Origin of the sequence: Kitasatospora sp. NPDC127116 (assembly GCF_042677365.1) — a bacterium.
Classification (GTDB): Bacteria; Actinomycetota; Actinomycetes; order Streptomycetales; family Streptomycetaceae; genus Kitasatospora; species Kitasatospora lactacystinica.
The window spans coordinates 1-20,439 of sequence record NZ_JBHXTL010000006.1; the positions used below are offsets into that span (position 1 = coordinate 1).

A 20,439-nucleotide genomic window follows, 5' to 3' on the forward strand; every position below is an offset into this window, starting at 1 on the left:
GTCACCGGACGTGGGGCGGCCCGCGTGCTGTGCCGCCCGGGGCGGCCGGCGGCTACGCGCCGCTGTCGGGGGCGAAGCGGATCACGACGGCCTTGGAGGTCGGCGTGTTGCTGATGTCGGCGGTGGAGTCGAGCGGCACCAGGACGTTGGTCTCGGGGTAGTAGGCCGCCGCGCCGCCGCGGGCGACGGGGTAGTGGACGACCCGGAAGTGCGGGGCGCGTCGCTCCACGCCGTCGCTCCACTCGCCGACCAGGTCGACGTACCCGCCGTCGGTGAGCCCGAGCTCGTCGGCGTCCGCGGGGTTGACCAGGACCACCCGGCGGCCGCCCTTGATGCCGCGGTAGCGGTCGTCGAGGCCGTAGACGGTGGTGTTGTACTGGTCGTGCGAGCGCAGCGTCTGGAGCAGCAGCCGGCCCGGCGGGACCTCGGGGGCGGTCAGCGGGTTGACGGAGAAGTTGGCCCTGCCGGTCGCGGTCGGGAAGGTGCGGGTGTCCCGGGGGCCGTGCGGCAGGGTGAAGCCGCCGGGGCGGCGGACCTTCTCGTTGTAGTCCTCGAAGCCCGGCACGACGCGGGCGATCCGGTCCCGCAGGGTGTCGTAGTCGGCGGCGAAGTCCTCCCACGGCACGGTGTCCTGCGGCCCGAGCACGGCGCGGGCGAGCCGGCAGACGATCGCGGTCTCGGAGAGCAGCCCGGGGGCGGGCGGGCGCAGGCCGCCGCGGGAGGCGTGCACCTGGCCCATCGAGTCCTCGACGCTGACGAACTGGGCGCCGCGCGCGGTGACGTCCCGGTCGGTGCGGCCCAGGGTGGGCAGGATCAGGGCGCGGGCGCCGGTGACCACGTGCGAGCGGTTGAGCTTGGTGGAGACGTGGACGGTCAGCCGGCAGCGGCGCATCGCGGCCTCGGTGACCTCGGTGTCCGGGGTGGCCGCGACGAAGTTGCCGCCCATCGCGAAGAAGACCCCGACCCTGCCGTCGCGCATCGCGCGGATGGTGTCCACCGAGTCGAGGCCGTGCTCGCGCGGCGGCTCGAAGCGGAACTCCTCGCCCAGCGCGTCCAGGAAGGCGGCGGTGGGGCGTTCGAAGATGCCCATCGTCCGGTCGCCCTGGACGTTGCTGTGCCCGCGCACCGGGCAGACCCCGGCGCCGGGGCGGCCGACGTTGCCGCGCAGCAGCAGGAAGTTGACGACCTCGCGGATGGTCGGCACGGCGTGCTTGTGCTGGGTGAGGCCCATCGCCCAGCAGACGATGATCTTCTCGGACCTCAGCACCAGCTCGCCGAGCTCTGCTATCTGCTCCCAGGGCAGACCGGTCGCGGCGAGCACCTCGTCGCGGTCGGTCCCGCGCGCCTGGGCCTCGAACTCCTCGAAGCCGTAGCAGTGTTCGGCGACGAAGTCGCGGTCGACGCCGTCCCGCTCCAGGACGATCCGGTTCAGCGCGCGGAACAGCGCGAGGTCGCCGCCGAGGCGGATCTGCAGGAAGAGGTCGGTCAGCTTGGTGCCCTGGCCGGCCAGCCCGCGCGCGTGCTGGGGGTTCTTGAACCGCTCCAGGCCCGCCTCCGGCAGCGGGTTGACGCTGACGATCGTGGCGCCGGCCCGCTTGGCGCGCTCCAGCGCGGAGAGCATCCGGGGGTGGTTGGTGCCCGGATTCTGGCCGGCCACGATGATCAGGTCGGCCTGGTAGAGGTCCTTCAGGCTGACGCTGCCCTTGCCGACGCCGAGCGTCTCGGTGAGCGCCGAGCCGGAGGACTCGTGGCACATGTTGGAGCAGTCCGGCATGTTGTTGGTGCCGAGCCGGCGGGCGAACAGCTGGTAGGCGAAGGCGGCCTCGTTGCTGGTCCGGCCGGAGGTGTAGAAGGCGGCGCCGTCCGGGGTGTCCAGGGCCTTCAGCTCCTCGGCGATCAGCGCGAAGGCGTCGTCCCAGGAGACCGGCGTGTAGTGGGTGGCGCCCTCGTCGAGCAGCATCGGCGCGGTGAGCCGGCCCTGCTGGCCCAGCCAGTAGCCGGAGCGCTCGGCCAGGTCGGCGACCGGGTGGGCGGCGAAGAAGTCGGCGTGGACGCGCCGCTCGGTGGCCTCCTCGGCGACGGCCTTGGCGCCGTTCTCGCAGAACTCGGCGGTGTGCGGCTTGTCCGGCTCCGGCCAGGCGCAGCCGGGGCAGTCGAAGCCGTTCTGCTGGTTGACCTTGCGCAGGGTGGCCAGGGTGCGGCGGGCGCCCATCTGCTCGGCGGCCATCCGCAGGCTGTGGCCGACGGCGGGCAGTCCGGCGGCCGCGTGCTGGGGCGCGGACACCTCGGGGGCGTCCTGCGCCGGGTCGCTCTGCGGGGCCTGCTTGGCCATGGCCGCTCTCCTCGGGCTCTGCTGGGTTCGCACCGCCGCGTTCGCGCGGGGATTCGATTGCATCCTTCCACCTGGCCGGGGTCCGGGGGAGAGGAGGAGGGGAGGGGCGACGGCGGGGGGAAGGGCGGTGGACTGCGTCGGTAGAGTCTGGGCGTCATGGCGGGAGGGGAGGGCGCGTGCGAGTCGGGGACGTCCTGGACGGCCGGTACGAGCTGGTGGAGAAGCTCGGGCAAGGCGGGTTCGGGGTGGTGTGGCGGGCCCGGGACACCCGGATGGGGCGGCCGGTGGCGGTCAAGGTCATCGGGCACCGCGGCGGTGACCGGGCGAAGGCCGCGCTGCGGTTCGTCCGGGAGGCCGGTGCGGCCGGCAACCTCTCGCACCCGCACATCGTCACGGTGCACGACCTGGGGCAGTGCGAGCTCGGCGGCGAGGAGGTCACCTACCTGGTGATGGAGCTGCTCACCGGCCGCACCCTCACCGAGGTGCTGCGGGCGGGGGTGCCCGAGCCCGCGCTCAGCCTGCGCTGGGGGCGGCAGATCGGCGGAGCGCTGGCGGCCGCGCACGACGCGGGCATGGTGCACCGGGACATCAAGCCGGACAACGTGATGATCACCGACACCGGGCAGTTGAAGGTGCTGGACTTCGGCATCGCCCAGCTGGACACCGGCGCGGGCGGGCTGACCACCACCGGGACGATCGTCGGCAGCCCGGCGTACATGGCGCCGGAGCGCTGGACCGGCGGCCGGGTGGACGGGCGGGCCGACCTCTACGCGCTGGGCTGCGTCCTGATCGAACTCTTCACCGGGGCACGGCCGTTCGGCGGGGACTCGACGCCGGTGCTGATGTACCAGCACCTCAACGAGGCGCCGGCGCCGCTGGACCCGGCGCAGTTCGGGCTGCCGCCGCAGGTGGCCGGGCTGGTCGCGGAGCTGCTGGCGAAGGATCCGGCGGACCGGCCGGCCGACGCCCGTTCGGTCGAGCGGCGGCTCGCCGAGCTGGCCGACTGGCCGGGCGGCCGGGCGGCCTCGGCGCGGCCGCCGGCGCCGACCGTGGTGGAGCGTCCGGGGCCGGTGGTGCCACCGCCGCCGAGCGCCCCGCCGGTCGTCCCCGCGCCCGCGCCTTCGCCCGCGCCTGCCGCGCTGCCCGCGCCCGCCCTGCCGCCCGCGCCCGGGCCCGCCGCGCCGCCCGCCGTCCCGTCGGTGCTGCCCCCGCTGACCACGCCGCCGGTGACGGCCACGCCGCCGGCCGAGTCCGTCCGGGCCGCACTGCGCGAGCGCCGGTCCGCCGCCTACCGGGCGGCGACGGCCGGCGAGTCGGCGATGCTGCTGCAGACGCTCGCCCAGGAGTGCGTGACGGTGCTCGGCCGGAGCGACCGGGACACCCTGTGCACCTGGCGGGACTTCGCCTGGTACCTCAGCCGGACCGGGGACCTGAACGGCGCCGTCCGGCTGTTGACCGCCCTGGTGGACGACATGCGCGCGGCGCTCGGCCCGGTCGACCCGGACACCCTCGGCGCCCGCTACCACCTGGTCTGGTGCGTCGGCGAGAGCGGTGCGCCGGTCACCGCGATCCGGCTGATGAACGAGCTGCTGCCCGACCTGCACGCCGCCTGGGGCCCGTACGACCCGCGGGTCCTGAAGGCCCGGCACGACCTCGCGCTGCACCGGGCCAACCGGGGCGACCCGCAGGGCGCGGTGCTCCAGCTGCACGGGCTGCTGCCGGACCTCGCCCGGGTGCTGGGCGAGCACCACCCGAGCACCGTGCAGGCCTGGCGGGACCTGGCCGGCTACCAGCAGCAGCTGGCCCAGGCCGGCCGCAAGGGGCCGGGGCAGCGCCGCCGCACGCCGCGGATGAGCCCGATGGAGGCGCTGGTGCTGGTGCGGCGGCTGCGGCTGTGGGACTTCGCCACCGACGAGGAGGCCCGGGCCTGCATGGACGCGCTGGACCGGGGGATCGGCCTGAAGGGCGTCGCGGACGTGGTGTTCGACGCACCGGACCACGTCTCGGACGAGGACCTGGTGGAGGAGATCTTCGGGGCCTGAGCGCCGTCGCCACGGCGCTCAGCCCGCCAGGGCCGGCGCCGGGAGGGCGGCCAGGGCGTGGAGCAGGGCGCGGGCGGCGGCGTCGTTCTGCCGGAAGCCCGGGGCGTTGGTGCGCGGGCGGGCGAAGGCGGCGGCCGCGCGCAGGCTGGTGTGCGGGCCGAGGGCGGTGCGGCGGGGGTGCGGGGCGCCGCCGAGGGCCGGGTCGAGCAGCCGGCTGTCCGCGGGGGTGATGGTGACCAGGCCGGAGCGGTGGGTGTAGTCGGGGTCGGTGACCACCTCCTCGACGATCCGTCCGGTGCGGTGCAGGTCGCGCAGCACCGGGTCCAGGGTGCGGGCCAGCGCGTGCTTGGGCAGGTACGCCTCGACCAGTGCCGTGGCGGTGACCCGGTGGCCGGGCACGGTGGCACCGCCGGCCCGCCAGGTGCCGCTCGCCTCGTCCCGTTCGATCCGCACGTCCGCGCCGAGGAAGCGCACCACCCCGGCCTCGGAGAGGGCGAGCAGCTGGCGCAGCCGGAAGCCGGGCGGGCCGGAGGCGAGGAAGCTGAAGTAGCCGAAGAACCACCCGTCCACCTCCTCGGCGATCGACCGGGCGGTGAGCCGGCCGCTCGCCATCACCCGGGGGAGCTGGCCGAACAGCGAGAGCAGGCCGAGGAAGGCGCCGAGGTCGGCGCTGTGCGCCGGGTCGGCGCGGCGGTCGGCGTCGGCGGTGACGTACTCGCGCAGGTGCGCCTGGAGCTCCTCGTCGGTGCCGAGTTCGAGCCCGGCCAGCGGGTGGTCGAGCCGTTCGAAGTCGATCCGGTCGGCCGGGTCGGGGACGGCCTCGGCGATCAGGGCGGCGAGTTCGGGGCCGTACCAGTGGTGCCGGTCGTAGCGGTGGAGGAACTCCGGCCAGGGCAGGGCGGTGCGCCCGGGGTGGGCGTGGAACAGCTCGTGGTAGTGCCCGAAGGCGATCTCCTTGGCCATCAACGGCCAGAAGTCGCGCCGCAGTTCGAGCTGTCCACCGGTGGCGAGCACGGTGTTCACGGCGGCCTCGTCGAAGTACCGGGGGAGCGGGGCGGGCGGCCCCTGGAGCCGGTAGCCGGTCTTGGAGTGGTACGGGACGCCGCGCCGGGAGCCGAGGTGGAGCACCGGCTCGCGGCCGGACGGCAGGTAGCGCAGCGCGGGCCCGTCCCCGATCGGCTCGAAGCGGCCGCCGCGGCCCTCGGTGAGCAGCGTGACCAGGTCGACCGAGGCGAGGCCGAGGCCGCGCAGCACCACCTGCTCGCCGGGGGCGAGGGCGGCCAGTTCGGCGGTCACGTCGGCGGAGTGGGCGGGCGGGAGGTGGAAGCGGCCGTGCCGGGCGGCGAAGGCGGCGTCGGCGGCGAAGCGCGGGTGCGGGGCCGAGTCGAGGTGGCCGAGGGTGAGCACGACGTGGTCGGCGGTGAGCGTCCGGTCGGTGAGGTGGACGCTCTGCGGGCCGTCGGCCGGGCCCTCGATCCGCCGGACGGTGTCGCGGTGGACGGTGACCGCGATGTGCGCCGGCAGTTCGGCGACGGCGCGGCGGAACACCCAGTCCAGGTAGGCGCTCTGGGCCCGGCGGGTGGGGAAGTCCCCGGGCGCCAGGGTGCGCAGCTCGGCCCGGACGGCCGGGTCGGCGACCTCCCGGTAGGGCGCGAACTCCTCCTGCCGCGCGGCCCATTCGGCGAGCGAGGGGCCGGGGCGGACCGGCCCTTCGAGGGTGGAGCGTTCGTCGGTGAACATGGTGACGTCCTCGGCCATGGAGTTCATCCGCAGCAGCGGGGACTGGTCGTGGCGCCAGATCCGGCCCGCGCCCGGCGGGTACGGGTCGACCAGGTGGATCGCCAACGGGCGCTCTTCGGGCAGGAGTTCGGCCGCGTTGGCGGCGATCCGCTCCAGCAGCCCGGTGCCGCGCGGGCCGGCGCCGACGATGACCAGCGCCGTCATGCCCGCACCACCTTCACGAAGGCCGCGCGGGCCCGCTGCAGCGGGGTGGGCGGCAGGCCGTCGCGGGTGGCGCCCCGGGCGAAGTGCCGTTCCACGTAGTACTGGCCGACGGACAGCAGGGTGGTGACCACCAGGTACCAGATGGTGGCGACCATCAGCATCGGGATGACCCGGTACGACTGGAGGTAGACCAGCTGCACCGAGTAGAGCAGGTCGGAGACGGCCAGCACGCTGACGATGCTGGTGCCCTTGAGCGCGCCGATCAGCATGTTCCCGGCGGTCGGCACGATCGCCCGCATCGCCTGCGGCACCACGATCCGGCGCAGCACCCGCCACCGGCCGAGCCCGAGCGCGGACGCCGCCTCCAGCTGGCCGCGGTCGACGGACAGGATGCCGCCGCGGATCACCTCGGCGGCGTACGCGGTCTCCAGCAGGGTGAGGCCGATGACGGCGGTCAGGGTGGGGCCCATCAGGTTGACGGTCCTGACCGTGACGAACTCGGGGCCGAACGGGACGCCGAGGCCGAGGGTGGGGTAGAGCGCGCCGATGTTGAAGAAGAACAGCAGCTGCACCAGCGGCGGGGTGGAGCGGAACACCCAGATGTAGACCCAGCTCAGCGTGCGCAGCACCGGGTTGGCGGACAGCCGCATGGTGGCGAGGAGGGTGCCGAGCACGAAGCCGAGGGCGAGGGTGACGGCCGTCAGCCAGAGGGTCAGGGCGAGTCCGTCGAGCACGGACCGGGCGGTGAACCAGTCGGCGACCACGCTCCACTGGAAGGCCTTGTTGCGGATCACCGAGTTGACCGCCATCGCGGCCAGCAGCAGGGCGACGGCGGCGGCGGCCCACTGGCCGGGCTTGCGGCGGGCGACGATCCGGGCCTCGGCGGCGGGCGGCGCGTCGGGGCGGTCGAGTGAGGGGGCGGGCAGGACGTCCTGCGGGGTGGCCATGGCGGCGGCTCCTGGGCGGAGTGCGGGCGGGGAGATGTACGGCGGTGGTCACGTACGCGGGCGCGGCCGTGTCCCTCAACACGGCCGGCGCATTGCACTGCACTCCGCGCCGATCGTACGCATGCGCGATCGACGGCTGTCAAGGGTGATCGGGACGGCGGAGGGCCCGGCCGGGGCGCGTCGGAAAAGCGACAGGAGATCGCAACAGTGCGGCAATGATGGATGGTTGACGTACCGATCGGCCGACTGCTCAACTTGAGGCCATGTACGCCGAGCAGCCCCTGGTCAGCCGCGACCACATCGACTTCGGTCGGGTGTGGTCCGCGGCGTGTCGCGGCTGACCCGGCAGCGGGCCGTCCGTCCGGCCTGATCTCCCGGCGGGGAGTCCTCCCTCGGTTCGCCCCGTCGCGGCCCGGATCCGTCGTCGGCGACCGGCGACGCGTCAGGCCTTCGCTGCCGCCGTCGACTTCGCACTGCGCTCCGGCCCCTCCGCACTCCGGTCCTCCCGCACTCCGGCAGTCCCCTCCCGTCGCCGTTTCCACCGTCACGTCCACCGTCACGTGTTCGACGGCCGCCCCGCCGCGGCCGCCTCCGGCGCCCCCGCCTCCGGCCGGGCGGCACCCCCTGCCCACCCGCAGTCCACCGGAGTCCCGCCCACCCGAAAGGTTCCGCCATGCCCGTCGAATTCCTCGGTATCGCCGCCACCGGCGACGGTTCGGAGACCACCGCCCGCACCACCGCCGCCTTCGACCGCGACTACACCCTGCGGCTGGCCCGGGCGCACGAGGACCACGGCTGGGACCGGGTGCTCTTCGCCTACGGGGCCGGCGCCCCGGAGCCGTCGGCCGCGGCGGCCTTCCTCGCCTCGCACCTGGAGCGCCTCCAGATCCTGCTGGCGCACCGGCCGAACGTCTCCTACCCGACCTTCGCGGCCAAGACCTTCGCGACCCTCGACCGGATCAGCGACGGCCGGCTGACCGTGCACTTCATCACCGGCGGCAACGACCACGAGCAGCAGCGCGAGGGCGACTTCCTGACCAAGGACCAGCGCTACGAGCGCACCCGGGAGTACATCGGCATCGTCAAGAAGGCCTGGACCAGCCGGGAGCCCTTCGACCACGAGGGCCCGCACTACCGCTTCGACGACTTCGTCTCGGACGTCTTCCCCGTGCAGCAGCCGCGCCCGGGGGTCTCCTTCGGCGGCTCCTCCGACGCGGCCTACGCGGCCGGCGGCGCCGAGGCGGACGTCTACTGCCTCTGGGGCGAGCCGCTGGCCCGCACCGCCGAGCAGATCGAGCGGGTGAAGGAGGCGGCCCGGGCCGCCGGGCGCACCGACGTGCCGCGGATCCAGGTGGCGTTCCGGCCGATCATCGCGCCGACCGAGGAGCTGGCCTGGGAGAAGGCGCACCGGACGGTGGCCGCGATCCGGGACCGTCGGGGCACCGACCGGGCGGGGACGAACCCGGCGACCGGGACGCGCGAGGCCGGGACGCGCGGGACCGCGGCACCCGAGAACGTCGGCTCCCAGCGGCTGATCGAGATCGCCGAGGCCGGCGAGCGCTACGACCGCGCCCTGTGGACCCCTACCGCCGCGGCCACCGGCGGGGCGGGCAACTCCAACGCGCTGGTCGGCACCCCGGAGACGGTCGCCCAGGCGCTGCTCGACTACTACGACCTCGGCGTGGACATCCTCTCCGCGCGCGGCTACCACCTGCTGGACGACGCGATCGACTTCGGCCGGTACGTCATCCCGATCGTCCGCGAGGAGGTCGCCAAGCGGGACGCCGCCAGGGCCGCCAAGGCCGAGCGGGCCGAGCGCGACCGCCACCAGCTGATCGCGGTGCAGGCGTGAGCGCGGGCGCGGGCCCGGCCGACGGGTGGGAGTTCCGCAGGGTCACGATCGACGATCCGCTGGTCGAGCCGCTGCTGCGCGAGCTCACCCACGAGTACGTCACCCGGTACGGCCCCGAGGCGCACCAGGAGATGACCCGCTACCCGGCCGGGGACTTCGCCGAGCCGCACGGCGTGCTGCTGCTCCTGCTGGAGGACGGCGAACCGGTGGCCGGCGGCGCGTACAAGCGCTACGACGACCGCACCGCCGAGGTGAAGCGGATGTGGACGCACTCCGCGCACCGGCGCCGGGGCCTGGCCCGCCGGGTGCTGGCCGAGCTGGAGCGGACGGCGGCCGCGGCCGGCTACACCCGCTTCCACCTCACCACCGGCCCGCGCCAGCCCGAGGCCAGGAACCTCTACCTGGCGGCCGGCTACACCCCGCTGTTCGACGTCTCCGCCGACCCCCTGACCATCGGGCCGCTCCCCTTCGAGAAGCACCTGCCCGTTCTGACCACGACCTCCTGAAAGGGCCCCTCGTGAGAACCACCACCGTCCGCCGCCGCCTGCTCGCGACCGCCGTCCTGCTGCCGGTCCTGGCCCTGGCCGCCTGCGGCTCGGACCCGAAGATCGCGGGCGCGGCGGCGGGCGGTCCGGCCGCCACCGCCACCGAGGACCTCGTCTCCGGCCTCAGGACCTCGGAGTCCGCCGCCGCGCTGCTGCCCGAGGAGGTCCGCAGGGCCGGCACGCTGAAGTTCGGCTCGGCCTTCGGCGCGCCGCCCAGCGCCTTCTACACCGACCAGGCCGACAGGAAGCCGGCCGGGATCGACGTGGACTTCACCGACGCGGTGGCCAGGCTGCTCGGCCTGACCGTGCAGCGCGAGCAGGCCGCCTTCGAGACCATCCTGCCCGCCCTGGACAGCGGGAAGTACGACGTCGGCACCGGCAACTTCGGGGTCACCGCGGCCCGGCTGAGGACCATCGACTTCGTCACCTACATCGACGACGGCCAGGGCTTCGCGGTGAAGAAGGACAACACCGCGGTCCAGCCGGTCACCGACCTGGTCCAGCTGTGCGGACTGACCATCGGCACCGGCGCCGGCACCACCTTCGAGACCACCCTCAACAGCCGGAAGAACGTCTGCGCCGACGCCGGGAAGAAGCCGTACGAGGTGAAGGCGTTCGGCGAGAGCGGCGCCCTGCTGACCAGCCTCCAGCAGGGCCGGGTGGACATCGAGATGTCCACCATCAACGGCCTGCGCCACCAGGCCGCGCAGGAGGCCTCCGGGACCCGCTTCCTCAACGAGTTCCACCGCCTCGACGTCGGCTTCGCCCTGAAGAAGGGCTCGAAGCTCGCCCCGGCCCTCCAGGCGGCGGTCAACCAGCTGATCAAGGACGGGACGTACGAGCGGATCCTGCGCAAGTGGGGGGTCGCCGAGTCGGCGATCGAGGAATCGCGGATCAGCCCGCCCGAGCACGCCTGAGCGCCGGCCACCGAGGAGACCTCCGATGACCGTCACCACCACCGTCACCACCGTCACCACCGGGACCCGGCCGGCCCCGGCCCCGGCCGCTCCCGACCTCGACCTCGACGCACTGGCCGGCCTGCGGACCGTGCCCGCCCGCCACCCCTGGCGCTGGGCCGCCGGGATCGCCGCGCTGGTCGTGCTCGCCCAGTTCGCCCACGGCCTGGCCACCAACCCCGGCTGGGACTGGGCCACGTTCCGGCTCTACTTCACCGCCGACACCATCCTCCGGGCGATCGGACGGACCCTCGAACTCACCGCCTACGGCACGGTGCTGGGCTTCGTGCTGGGCACCGCGGTGGCCGCGATGCGGCTGTCCCGCAGCGCGATCCTGCGCTCCATCGCCTGGGCCTACGTGTGGGTGTTCCGCTCGATCCCGCTGATCGTCCAGCTGGTGTTCTGGTTCAACCTCTCCTACCTGTACAAGCGGTTCGGGATCGGCATCCCGTTCGGCCCGACCTTCGGCGAGGTCGAGACGGTCGGGGTGCTCAGCGCGCTCGGTGCGGCGGTGCTCGGCCTGGGACTGCACCAGGCCGCGTTCGCCGCCGAGATCATCCGCGGCGGCATCATCGCGGTGGACGCCGGCCAGCGGGAGGCCGCCGCCGCGCTCGGCATCCCGCGCTGGCGGCAGGGCTGGCGGATCGTGCTGCCGCAGGCGATGCGCGGCATCCTCCCGGCCGCCGCCAACGAGGTGATCTCCCTGCTCAAGGGCACCTCGGTGGTCTACGTGATGGCGATCGGCGAACTCTTCTACCAGGCCCAGGTGGTCTACGGCCGCACCGGCCGGGTGGTGCCGCTGCTGATGGTCGCCACCGTCTGGTACGTGCTGCTGACCACCGCCCTCTCGATCGGCCAGTACTACGTCGAGCGCCACTTCGCCCGCGGCGCCGAGCGCACCCCGCCGCCCACCCCGTGGCAGCGCGTCCGGGCCTTCGCCCGGAGCCTGCCGGACCGCACCCGGCCCGCCGCCGCCCGTACCCCCGGAGGACAGTCGTGACCACGCTGACGAAGCCCGATCCGAACCCTCCCGGCCCGGCCCCGGCCGCCCCGATGGTGCGGGTCCGCGGCCTGCACAAGAGCTTCGGCCGGCTGGAGGTGCTGCGCGGGGTCGACCTGGACGTCCCGGCCGGCTCGGTGACCGTGGTGCTCGGCCCGTCCGGTTCCGGCAAGTCCACCCTGCTGCGGGCGATCAACCACCTGGAGAAGCTGGACCGCGGCCACGTCGCCATCGACGGCGAGCTGATCGGCTACCGCCGCTCCGGCGACCGGCTGTACGAGCTCAAGGAGCGCGAGGTGCTGCGCCAGCGCACCGGCATCGGCTTCGTGTTCCAGAACTTCAACCTGTTCCCGCACCTCACCGTGCTGGAGAACCTGGTCGAGGCGCCGGTCGCCGCGCTGCGCCGCCCGAAGGCCGGGGCCAGGGCGGCGGCGCTGGCGCTGCTGGAGCGGGTCGGGCTGGCCGACAAGGCCGCCGCCTACCCCCGGCAGCTGTCCGGCGGGCAGCAGCAGCGGGTGGCGATCGCCCGGGCGCTGGCGCTGGAGCCCAAGGTGCTGCTGTTCGACGAGCCCACCTCGGCGCTCGACCCGGAGCTGGTCGGCGAGGTGCTGGACGTCATCAAGGACCTCGCCCGCAGCGGCACCACGATGATCGTGGTCACCCACGAGATCGGCTTCGCCCGCGAGGTCGCCGACACCGTGGTCTTCATGGACGGCGGCGTGGTGGTCGAGCAGGGCCCGCCCGCCGAGGTCCTGGACCGGCCGCGGCACGAGCGCACCCGGGCCTTCCTGGCCAAGGTCCTCTGACCCTCCCTTCCCCGAACAACCCCCCTTCACCGAGCAGGAGTTCCGCCATGTCCCTACCCCGTCGCGCCCTCGTGACCGCCGCCGGCGCGCTCGCCGCCGCCCTCGCCCTGGCCGGCTGCGGCGGCTCCGCCACGGGCGCGTCGGCGGAACTCGCCCCGGCCAGGGGCAGCACCGCGCCGGACGGCACGGTGGTGAACCTCTCGCCGGACCAGAACCGGGTCACCACGCCCAAAGTCGACGCGATCGCCGCGCTGGTCCCGGAGGAGATCAGGAAGAAGGGGACGCTGACCGTCGTCGACTCGATCGGCACCACCCCGCCGCTGGACTTCTACGCCAACGACGACCGGACGATCATCGGCGTCGAGCCGGACCTCGCCTCCCTGATCGGCAACGTGCTGGGCCTCAGGGTCGAGTTCAACCCGGTCTCCTGGGAGAACATCTTCGTCGGTCTGGACAGCGGCAAGTACGACGTCGGCGTCTCCAACATCACCGTCACCGAGGCGCGCAAGGAGAAGTACGACTTCGCCACCTACCGGCTGGACGTCCTGGGCTTCGAGGCGAAGAAGGGCGGCGGCCTGAAGGTCACCGGCCCCAAGGACCTCGCGGGCAAGGCGGTCGGCGTCGCCACCGGCACCAACCAGGAGAAGCTGCTGGTCTCCTGGAGCGAGGAGAACGTCAGGAACGGGCTCAAGCCGATCGACATCAAGTACTTCCAGGGCACCGAGTACTACCTGGCGCTCGCCTCCGGCCGGATCGAGGTCTACACCGGCCCCAACCCCAGCCTGGCCTTCCACGCCGTGCAGACCGGCGAGACCGAGGTCGTCGGCACCTACTCGGGCGGCGGCGCAGACGTCCTCGGCAAGATCGCGGCGACCACCCGGAAGGACAACGGGCTGGTCAAGGCGCTGAACGGGGCGATCGACGAACTGATCCGCAACGGCACGTACGGGCAGGTGCTCAAGCGCTGGGGCCTGGACAACGAGGCCGTGCCGAACTCGGAGATCAACCCGCCCGGGCTGCCCAGGCCCAAGCCGTAGGAGGGCCCACCCGGGGACGTTCACCCGTTCGTTCCCGCCCGCCGCTATGGTGACCCCCTCCCGACGGCGAATGCCGGGCGGGCGCGGTCGAGTTGGGGGAGGGCATGGAGAAGGGCGAGGTGCTCGGCGGTCGCTTCCGGCTGGAGCAGAAGCTGGGCAGGGGCGGGTTCGGCGTGGTCTGGCGGGCCACCGACACGACCATCGACCGGGAGGTCGCGGTCAAGGTGCTGCTCGCCGAGCACGCCACCGACCGGGAGGCGGTCAGCCGGTTCGTCCGCGAGGCCCGGACGGCCGGCGGCCTCAACAATCCGCACATCGTGACCGTGTACGACTACGGGTGGACGGAGACCGGCTCCGGGAAGATCCCGTACCTGGTGATGGAGCTGGTCCGCGGCCGGGCGCTGTCCGAGGTGCTCAAGGACGGCCGGCCGGACCACAAGCAGGCGCTGCGCTGGATACGGCACGTGTGCAAGGCACTGGACGCCGCGCACCGCTCGGGGATCGTCCACCGGGACATCAAGCCCGAGAACGTGATGATCGCGCAGGACGGGGAGCGGGCCAAGGTCCTGGACTTCGGCATCGCCCGACTGGTCACCCAGACCGTCCGGCTCACCTCCACCGGCAACGTGGTCGGCACCGTCCCGTACCTGGCGCCCGAGTGCTGGTCCGGCGGCGTGGTGGACGGCCGGGCCGACCTCTACGCGCTCGGCATCATGCTGTACGAGGTCTGCACCGGCGCGCGCCCGTTCCGCGCCGCCTCGGCCGCCGAGTACATGTACCGGCACCTGGAGGAGGTCCCGTCCCGGGTCCGCAGCAAGGACCCCGCGCTGGGCGCGCTGATCGCCGAACTGCTCGCCAAGCGGCCCGAGCAGCGGCCCGCCGGGGCCGCCGAGGTGCTGGAGCGGCTGCGCGTCGTCCGGCCCGGGATGCTGCGCCCGGACGACCCCAGCCCGGAGCAGCTGCGCCGGCGGGCCGACCGGGCCTGGCGGCACGGCGAGGCCGGCGAGTCGGCGGAGGCGGTCGAGATCCTCACCGCGCTCGTGCCCGACTTCGCCCGGATCTGCGGACCGGACGACCCGCGCACCCTGCGCACCTGCCACGACCTGGCCCTCTGGCTGGCCCGGGACGGCAGCCCGGGCGCCGCCGTCGCCCTGCTGGACGAGCTGGCCCAGGTGCCCGGCGCCACCCCGGAGGCCCGGGCGGACGCGCGGCGCGACCTCGCGCACTGGCAGCGGGAGGCCGCCCGGCTCGGCCCGGGCCGGCCGCGGGCGCTGAGCCTGGGGGCGCTGCTCGGCGGCGCGCCGGGCGACTGAGGCGTTCCGCGCGGCCCGGAGTCAACGCCGGCCCGCACTGCCGACCCGCTCCGTCGGCCCGCTCCGCCGACCCGCACTGTCGGCCCGTGGGCCGGACGCCCGCCGGGTGTCAACCGTGCGGGCCGCCGAGCCCGGGCCGCGGCCCGGGCGGGAACCGGGAGGATTTCGCCCATCGGGACGGTCTGGTCCGCGACCCGGACGCGTTGGTATACCTCGTTGCCGGACACGGGAGCGGCGTCCGCGCCGCCCCGGTGAGCTGCGACGAAAGGCTGGTGACGGATCGATGAAGCTCCTGCGCGTCGGACCCGCGGGCGCCGAGCGCCCGGTCGTCCTGGGCGAGGACGGCACCGCGTACGACCTCTCGGGGCGGGCCCGCGACCTCGACGGGGCCTTCCTGGCCGGGCTGGACCCGGCCGCGCTGGCCCGGGAGGCGGCCTCCGGCCTCCTGCCGGTGGTGGACCTCGACGGCCTGCGGGTGGGCGCACCGGTGGCCCGGCCGGGCAAGGTGGTCGGCATCGGGCTCAACTACCGCGACCACGCGGCCGAGGCCGGGGCCGCGATCCCGGCCGAGCCGGTGATCTTCCTCAAGCCGAGCTCCACCGTGGTCGGCCCGTACGACGAGGTGCTGGTGCCGCGCGGCGGCGAGAAGACCGACTACGAGGCCGAACTGGCCGTCGTGATCGGCCGCACCGCCCGCTACCTGGACTCGCACGCCGAGGCGGCCGGGGTGATCGCCGGCTACACGATCGCCAACGACGTCACCGAGCGGGCCTTCCAGTTCGAGCGCGGCGGCCAGTGGGACAAGGGCAAGTCGGCGGAGACCTTCACCCCGCTCGGGCCCTGGCTGGTCACCGCCGACGAGGTGGCCGACCCGCAGGCGCTGACCCTGCGGCTCTGGGTCAACGGCGAGCAGCGGCAGCACGGCAGCACCGCGGAGATGGTCTTCCCGGTGCTCGAACTGGTCCGCTACGCGAGCCGGTTCATGGTGCTGGAGCCCGGCGACGTGATCATCACCGGCACCCCGGCCGGGGTCACCCTGGGCCGGCCCGGCACGCCGTTCCTCGCCCCGGGCGACGTGGTCGAGATCGAGATCGACGGGCTCGGCCGCCAGCGCCAGGTGCTCGGCAAGGCGTAACGGCCGAGGCCGCCCCGACCCTTGGCACGGGGGTCGGGAGGGCCGCCGCGACCCGGAACCGCGCGCTACGAAGCGCCGCCCAGGACCGCCCGCAGCCGCTCCGCCCGCTGCGGCCGCGGCCCCTCCAGCGCGAGCACCCCCGCCAGCACCTCGGCCGTCTGCGGGTCGTGCAGCGCCGTCGCCGCGGCCATCGCGGTGAACTGGTCCACCAGCCAGTCGCGCAGCTCCGTCACCGGCAGTGCGCGCCCCTCGTCCAGCCAGCTCAGCGACGCGCCCTCGACCACCGCGATCCACGAGCGCACCAGCAGCGTGAGCCGCGGCCCGGCCTCCCGCACGCCCAGGTGCCGCAGCGTGCGCCGCAGCGCCGCCCGCCGGACGTCGTCCACGATCGCCGAGGTGCGGGCCGTCTCCACCACCGAACCGCCGCGCAGCAGCGCCGAGTAGCCCGCGTCGTGCTCGGCCACGAAGGCGAAGTAGCCGTCCAGCACCGACGACAGCTGCTCGGACGGCGTCCCGCGCACCGGCACCGCGAAGCGGCTGGTCAGCTCGTCCGCCGCGGTGCGCAGCGCGGCCTCGTACAACTGCTGCTTGCCGCCCGCGAAGTAGCGGTACACCAGTGGGCGGGAGGCCTCGGCGGCCTCGGCGACGTCGTCGAGGCTCACCTCCTCGGGCGGCCGGGAGGCGAACAGCTCCAGGGCGACCGAGATCAGCTGCTCGCGCCGCTGCTGGACCGGCAGCCGTCGGTAGCCGGTGCGGCGCGGACGCGGCTCGGACGCGGCCGGGACGGGCGCCTGACCTGCCGAGGTGGGGCTGGCTTCCATGGCGGCCAAGCGTAATGGGCGCCGGGCCGATCCGATCCTGTCGCGCCGAACGGATTTTCGCAGGCGAACCCCACTCGCAAAGGGGTTGCAATGCGGCCGCGCCACGAAATGATGTCGGAATGCGTGAAGAACTGATCACCGCCGACGGCGCCACCCCTCGCCGCATCGCCGACGACCACGTCCGCGAACTGGCCGAGCTCGACCCGCTGACCGCGGTGTACCTCGGCCTCAACCTCGATGACGACCGGCTGCCCGACCTCTCCCCGGCCGGCCCCGAGGCCCTGGCCGACCTCGCCCGCCGCACCCTGGCGAAGCTCGACGAGGCCGAGCGGGCCGGCGCGGCCGAGGACGAGGCCGAGCGCCGCTGCGCCCGGCTGCTGCGCGAGCGGCTGTCCGCCGAACTCGCCGTCCACGAGGCCGGGGAGAGCTTCCGCTCGCTGCGCAACCTGGGCTCCCCGGTGCACGACCTGCGGGAGTCCTTCACCCTGATGGGGACCGACACCGAGGCCGAGTGGCAGGTGGTCGGCCGCCGCATGGCGAGGATCCCGGTGGCGTTCGAGCAGTACCGGCGGACGCTGGCCGAGGGCGTCGAGCGCGGCCTGCTGTCCGGCCCGCGCCAGGTGACCACGGTGCTCGGGCAGTTCGCCGAGTGGCTGGGCGAGGACACGCCGGCCGACGAGCGGATGCCCGGTGCCTGGTTCGGCCAGTTCGTCCAGGGGGCGCCGGAGGCCCTGCGGCCCGAGCTGTCGAAGCACGCGGTGGCCGCCGCCGAGGCGCTGGCCGAGCTGCGCGACTGGCTGCGCGACGTGTACGGTCCGGCCGCGGCCGGCGCTCCGGACACCGCGGGCCGGGAGCGCTACGTCCGCTGGGTGCGCTACTGGACCGGTGCCGACCTGGACCTGGACGAGGCCTACGCCTGGGCGTGGAGCGAGTTCCACGACCTGCTGGCGCAGATGGAGGTCGAGGCCGAGAAGGTCCTGCCGGGCGCGGGCCCGCTGGCGGCGATGCAGTGGCTGGAGACCGACGGCCCGGCCATCGAGGGCGCCGAGACCACCCGGGAGTACCTCCAGGGCCTGATGGACCAGGCCGTCCGGGACCTCCAGGGCACCCACTTCGACCTGGCCGAGCCGGTCACCCGGGTCGAGTCGAGGATCGCCCCGGCCGGCAGCGCCGCCGCGCCGTACTACACCGCGCCCTCGCTGGACTTCAGCCGCCCCGGGCGGACCTGGCTGCCGCTGGTCGGCCGGGACCGCTTCCCGGTCTGGGACCTGGTCTCCACCTGGTACCACGAGGGCGTGCCGGGCCACCACCTCCAGCTCGCGCAGTGGAACTACGTCGCCGACCGGCTCTCCACCTACCAGGTGAGCCTCGGCGGGGTGAGCGCCAACCTGGAGGGCTGGGCGCTGTACGCCGAGCGCCTGATGGACGAGCTCGGCTACCTCACCGACCCGGGCCACCGCCTGGGCTACCTCAACGCGCAGATGATGCGCGCGCTGCGGGTCATCGTCGACATCGGCATGCACGTGGGCCTGGACTTCCCGGCGGACTCCCCGTACAAGCCGGGCGAGCCGGTCGCCCCGGAGGACGCCCGGGAGTTCTTCGGCCTGTACTGCGGCCTGTCCGCCGAGTTCCTGGACAGCGAGCTGGTCCGCTACCTGGGCCTGCCCGGCCAGGCGATCGGCTACAAGCTCGGCGAGCGCGCCTGGCTGCGCGGACGGGCGGCGGCGAAGGCGGCGCACGAGGCGCGCGGCGAGGAGTTCGACCTCAAGGCCTGGCACATGGCGGCGCTCTCGCAGGGCTCGCTGGGCCTGGACGACCTGGTCGAGGAGCTCTCGGCGCTCTGACGGCCGTGCGCCGTCGGGCGCGCGTCGGGCACGGCGCGGCGCCGGCGGTGGCCGAGGGGCCGGGAACCAGGCCCCCGGGACTCGGTCCGGAGTCCCGGGGGCCTGGTTCTTTTGTCCCCCGAGTCCGATTTGGTGAGGTTTTTCCTTGCCATTCGTCCGGAGCGGAGTTTGGCTGGAAGGCGACTGCGTGACCTCTCCGCCCCACTCCGGAAGGCTCGATCAGTGACTGCGCAAACCGTCACCGGTCATGAGGACGCGGACCGCCGCCGCTGGTGGGCGCTGGCCGTCATCGCCACCGCCCAGCTCATGATCGTGCTCGACATCACCATCGTGAACATCGCACTGCCGTCCGCCCAGCGGGACCTGGGCATCTCGGACGCCGACCGGCAGTGGGTGATCACCGCCTACACGCTCGCCTTCGGCGGTCTGCTGCTGCTCGGCGGCCGGCTGGGCGACCTCTTCGGCCGCAAGCGCGTCTTCACCGTCGGCCTGCTGGGCTTCGCCCTCGCCTCCGCCCTCGGCGGCGCGGCGGTCGGGCCGGCCATGCTCTTCGGCGCCCGTGCCCTCCAGGGGGCGTTCGGCGCCCTGCTCGCGCCCTCCGCGCTGGGGCTGCTCTCCACCACCTTCTCCGATCCGCGGGAACGCAGTACGGCCTTCGGCATCTTCGGTGCGATCGCCGGCGGCGGCTCCGCGATCGGCTTCATCGCCGGCGGGCTGCTGACCGAGTACCTGAACTGGCGCTGGTGCCTGTTCGTCAACGTGCCGATCGCCGTCGTCACCGCCTTCGCGGCGTTCAACGTGCTGAAGCGCGACCACGTCGGGAAGGGCCGCCGGATGCCGCTGGACCTGCCCGGGGCACTGCTCGGCTGCGGCGGCCTGCTGGCGATCGTCTACGGCACCTCCGAGGCCGTGAGCCGGGGCTGGGGCGACGGTCTGGTGATCGGCTCGCTGGTCCTGGGCGTGGCGCTGCTCGCGGCCTTCGTGCTGGTCGAACGGCGCACCGCGCACCCGCTGCTGCCGCTGCACATCGTCGCCGACCGCAACCGCGGTGGCGGCGCGCTCTCGGTGGGCCTGGCGATGGTCGGCATGTTCGGCCTGTTCCTGTTCCTGACCTACTACCTGCAGGCCATCAAGCACTTCTCGCCGATCATGTCCGGCCTGTCCTTCCTGCCCATGACGGCCGCCATCGTGCTGAGTTCGACGGGCGTCGCGGCCCGGTTGATGACCAGGGTGCCGTCCCGGAACCTGATCGGCCCGGGGCTGCTGCTCGCCGCGGCCGGGATGGCCTGGCTGACCCAGATGCGGGTGGACAGCGCGTGGGCCGGCATGGTGCTGCCCGCCGAGCTGCTGCTCGGCTTCGGCATGGGCCTGGTGTTCATGCCGGCGATGAGCCTGGCCACCCTCGGGGTCGCCCCGAACGAGACCGGCGCGGCCTCGGCCACCATCAACTCGGCCCAGCAGGTGGGCGGCTCGGTCGGCACGGCGCTGCTGAACACGATCGCGGCGAGTGCCACCGCGAGCTTCCTGGCCACCCGGATCGCCTCCGACCCGGCGGTGCGGGCCGAGGGCGCGGTGCACGGCTACGTGGTCGCGACCTGGGTGGCGATGGGCGTCCTGCTGGCGGCCGCGCTGGTCGCGGTGCTGATGATCAACCACCGGCCGGCGCCCGGTGAGGCCACCGCCGTCGAGGGCGGCGCCTCCGGGGCGGAGGCGCCGGCTGCGGCCGTACCGGCCGGGGACGGTCGTCCGACGGGCCTGCGGGCGGCGGCCGCGGCCGATGTCAGGGCCAACGTCCGCCCCGCGGGCGAGGGGCGGGCGGAGGCCGGGGCGGAGACCGGAGCGGAGCGGCCGTCGATCGATTGAAA

At 74.2% G+C, this 20,439-nt stretch carries 15 protein-coding genes; 11 read left to right on the forward strand and 4 right to left on the reverse strand.

The genetic code is table 11. The features are described from left to right. Positions 1-52: 52 nt before the first annotated feature. A complete protein-coding gene (locus ACFVHV_RS03880) occupies positions 53-2,332 on the reverse strand; it encodes an FdhF/YdeP family oxidoreductase (RefSeq protein WP_359900016.1) in 2,280 nt (759 codons plus the stop codon). 176 nt (positions 2,333-2,508) lie between these two features. Between ACFVHV_RS03880 and ACFVHV_RS03885 the strand changes: the two genes are divergently transcribed. Further along, on the forward strand, positions 2,509-4,374 hold the full coding sequence (locus ACFVHV_RS03885; RefSeq protein WP_380348640.1) for a protein kinase: 1,866 nt from the start codon (positions 2,509-2,511) through the stop codon (positions 4,372-4,374). A gap of 18 nt (positions 4,375-4,392) precedes the next feature. On the opposite strand, the gene ACFVHV_RS03890 is transcribed toward ACFVHV_RS03885, so the two are convergent. Continuing rightward, positions 4,393-6,318 (reverse strand): FAD/NAD(P)-binding protein, encoded by a 1,926-nt coding sequence (locus tag ACFVHV_RS03890; protein WP_380348642.1) that lies wholly within the window; start codon positions 6,316-6,318, stop codon positions 4,393-4,395. Further along, entirely contained in the window at positions 6,315-7,265 is a 951-nt protein-coding gene (locus ACFVHV_RS03895; RefSeq protein WP_359900010.1) for an amino acid ABC transporter permease, read from the reverse strand. Before ACFVHV_RS03895 ends, ACFVHV_RS03890 begins: the two co-directional genes overlap by 4 nt. A 673-nt stretch (positions 7,266-7,938) precedes the next feature. On the opposite strand from ACFVHV_RS03895, the gene ACFVHV_RS03900 reads away from it, so the two are divergent. From ACFVHV_RS03900 to ACFVHV_RS03935, 8 genes are all read left to right on the forward strand, one after another. After that, entirely contained in the window at positions 7,939-9,117 is a 1,179-nt protein-coding gene (locus tag ACFVHV_RS03900) for an LLM class flavin-dependent oxidoreductase (RefSeq protein ID WP_380348644.1), read from the forward strand. Next, complete coding sequence (locus ACFVHV_RS03905) at positions 9,114-9,623, forward strand: GNAT family N-acetyltransferase (RefSeq protein WP_359900006.1); 510 nt, start codon at positions 9,114-9,116, stop codon at positions 9,621-9,623. Before ACFVHV_RS03900 ends, ACFVHV_RS03905 begins: the two co-directional genes overlap by 4 nt. Before the next feature lie 11 nt (positions 9,624-9,634). After that, on the forward strand, positions 9,635-10,579 hold the full coding sequence (locus ACFVHV_RS03910) for an ABC transporter substrate-binding protein (protein ID WP_359900004.1): 945 nt from the start codon (positions 9,635-9,637) through the stop codon (positions 10,577-10,579). Positions 10,580-10,604: 25 nt separating this feature from the next. Then, positions 10,605-11,618 carry an amino acid ABC transporter permease gene (locus tag ACFVHV_RS03915; protein WP_359900003.1) on the forward strand — a complete coding sequence of 338 codons (1,014 nt, stop codon included), beginning with the start codon at positions 10,605-10,607 and terminating at the stop codon, positions 11,616-11,618. Between the two features lie 53 nt (positions 11,619-11,671). Beyond that, positions 11,672-12,424, forward strand: a complete 753-nt coding sequence (locus ACFVHV_RS03920) for an amino acid ABC transporter ATP-binding protein (RefSeq protein WP_359900028.1) — start codon at positions 11,672-11,674, stop codon at positions 12,422-12,424. A gap of 47 nt (positions 12,425-12,471) precedes the next feature. Then, entirely contained in the window at positions 12,472-13,461 is a 990-nt protein-coding gene (locus ACFVHV_RS03925; protein ID WP_359900001.1) for an ABC transporter substrate-binding protein, read from the forward strand. A gap of 104 nt (positions 13,462-13,565) precedes the next feature. Next, entirely contained in the window at positions 13,566-14,774 is a 1,209-nt protein-coding gene (locus ACFVHV_RS03930) for a serine/threonine-protein kinase (protein ID WP_359899999.1), read from the forward strand. 283 nt (positions 14,775-15,057) lie between these two features. Then, the gene (locus ACFVHV_RS03935) at positions 15,058-15,909 is read left to right on the forward strand and encodes a fumarylacetoacetate hydrolase family protein (protein ID WP_359899997.1); all 852 of its coding nucleotides are present in this window, start codon (positions 15,058-15,060) and stop codon (positions 15,907-15,909) included. Between the two features lie 65 nt (positions 15,910-15,974). On the opposite strand, the gene ACFVHV_RS03940 is transcribed toward ACFVHV_RS03935, so the two are convergent. After that, positions 15,975-16,730 carry a TetR/AcrR family transcriptional regulator gene (locus tag ACFVHV_RS03940; RefSeq protein ID WP_359899995.1) on the reverse strand — a complete coding sequence of 252 codons (756 nt, stop codon included), beginning with the start codon at positions 16,728-16,730 and terminating at the stop codon, positions 15,975-15,977. A 119-nt stretch (positions 16,731-16,849) separates the two neighbouring features. Between ACFVHV_RS03940 and ACFVHV_RS03945 the strand changes: the two genes are divergently transcribed. After that, a complete protein-coding gene (locus tag ACFVHV_RS03945) occupies positions 16,850-18,574 on the forward strand; it encodes a DUF885 domain-containing protein (RefSeq protein WP_380348648.1) in 1,725 nt (574 codons plus the stop codon). A 222-nt stretch (positions 18,575-18,796) separates the two neighbouring features. Continuing rightward, positions 18,797-20,437, forward strand: a complete 1,641-nt coding sequence (locus ACFVHV_RS03950) for an MFS transporter (RefSeq protein WP_359899991.1) — start codon at positions 18,797-18,799, stop codon at positions 20,435-20,437. Positions 20,438-20,439: the final 2 nt, after the last annotated feature.

Bases quoted from the DNA above. Each gene is read 5' to 3' on its own strand.
- ACFVHV_RS03935 (WP_359899997.1), top strand. From the start codon at position 15,058: ATGAAGCTCCTGCGCGTCGGACCCGCGGGCGCCGAGCGCCCGGTCGTC.
- ACFVHV_RS03900 (WP_380348644.1), top strand. From the start codon at position 7,939: ATGCCCGTCGAATTCCTCGGTATCGCCGCCACCGGCGACGGTTCGGAG.
- ACFVHV_RS03925 (WP_359900001.1), top strand. From the start codon at position 12,472: ATGTCCCTACCCCGTCGCGCCCTCGTGACCGCCGCCGGCGCGCTCGCC.
- ACFVHV_RS03895 (WP_359900010.1), bottom strand. From the start codon at position 7,265: ATGGCCACCCCGCAGGACGTCCTGCCCGCCCCCTCACTCGACCGCCCC.
- ACFVHV_RS03920 (WP_359900028.1), top strand. From the start codon at position 11,672: ATGGTGCGGGTCCGCGGCCTGCACAAGAGCTTCGGCCGGCTGGAGGTG.
- ACFVHV_RS03930 (WP_359899999.1), top strand. From the start codon at position 13,566: ATGGAGAAGGGCGAGGTGCTCGGCGGTCGCTTCCGGCTGGAGCAGAAG.
- ACFVHV_RS03945 (WP_380348648.1), top strand. From the start codon at position 16,850: ATGCGTGAAGAACTGATCACCGCCGACGGCGCCACCCCTCGCCGCATC.
- ACFVHV_RS03915 (WP_359900003.1), top strand. From the start codon at position 10,605: ATGACCGTCACCACCACCGTCACCACCGTCACCACCGGGACCCGGCCG.
- ACFVHV_RS03940 (WP_359899995.1), bottom strand. From the start codon at position 16,730: ATGGAAGCCAGCCCCACCTCGGCAGGTCAGGCGCCCGTCCCGGCCGCG.
- ACFVHV_RS03880 (WP_359900016.1), bottom strand. From the start codon at position 2,332: ATGGCCAAGCAGGCCCCGCAGAGCGACCCGGCGCAGGACGCCCCCGAG.
- ACFVHV_RS03890 (WP_380348642.1), bottom strand. From the start codon at position 6,318: ATGACGGCGCTGGTCATCGTCGGCGCCGGCCCGCGCGGCACCGGGCTG.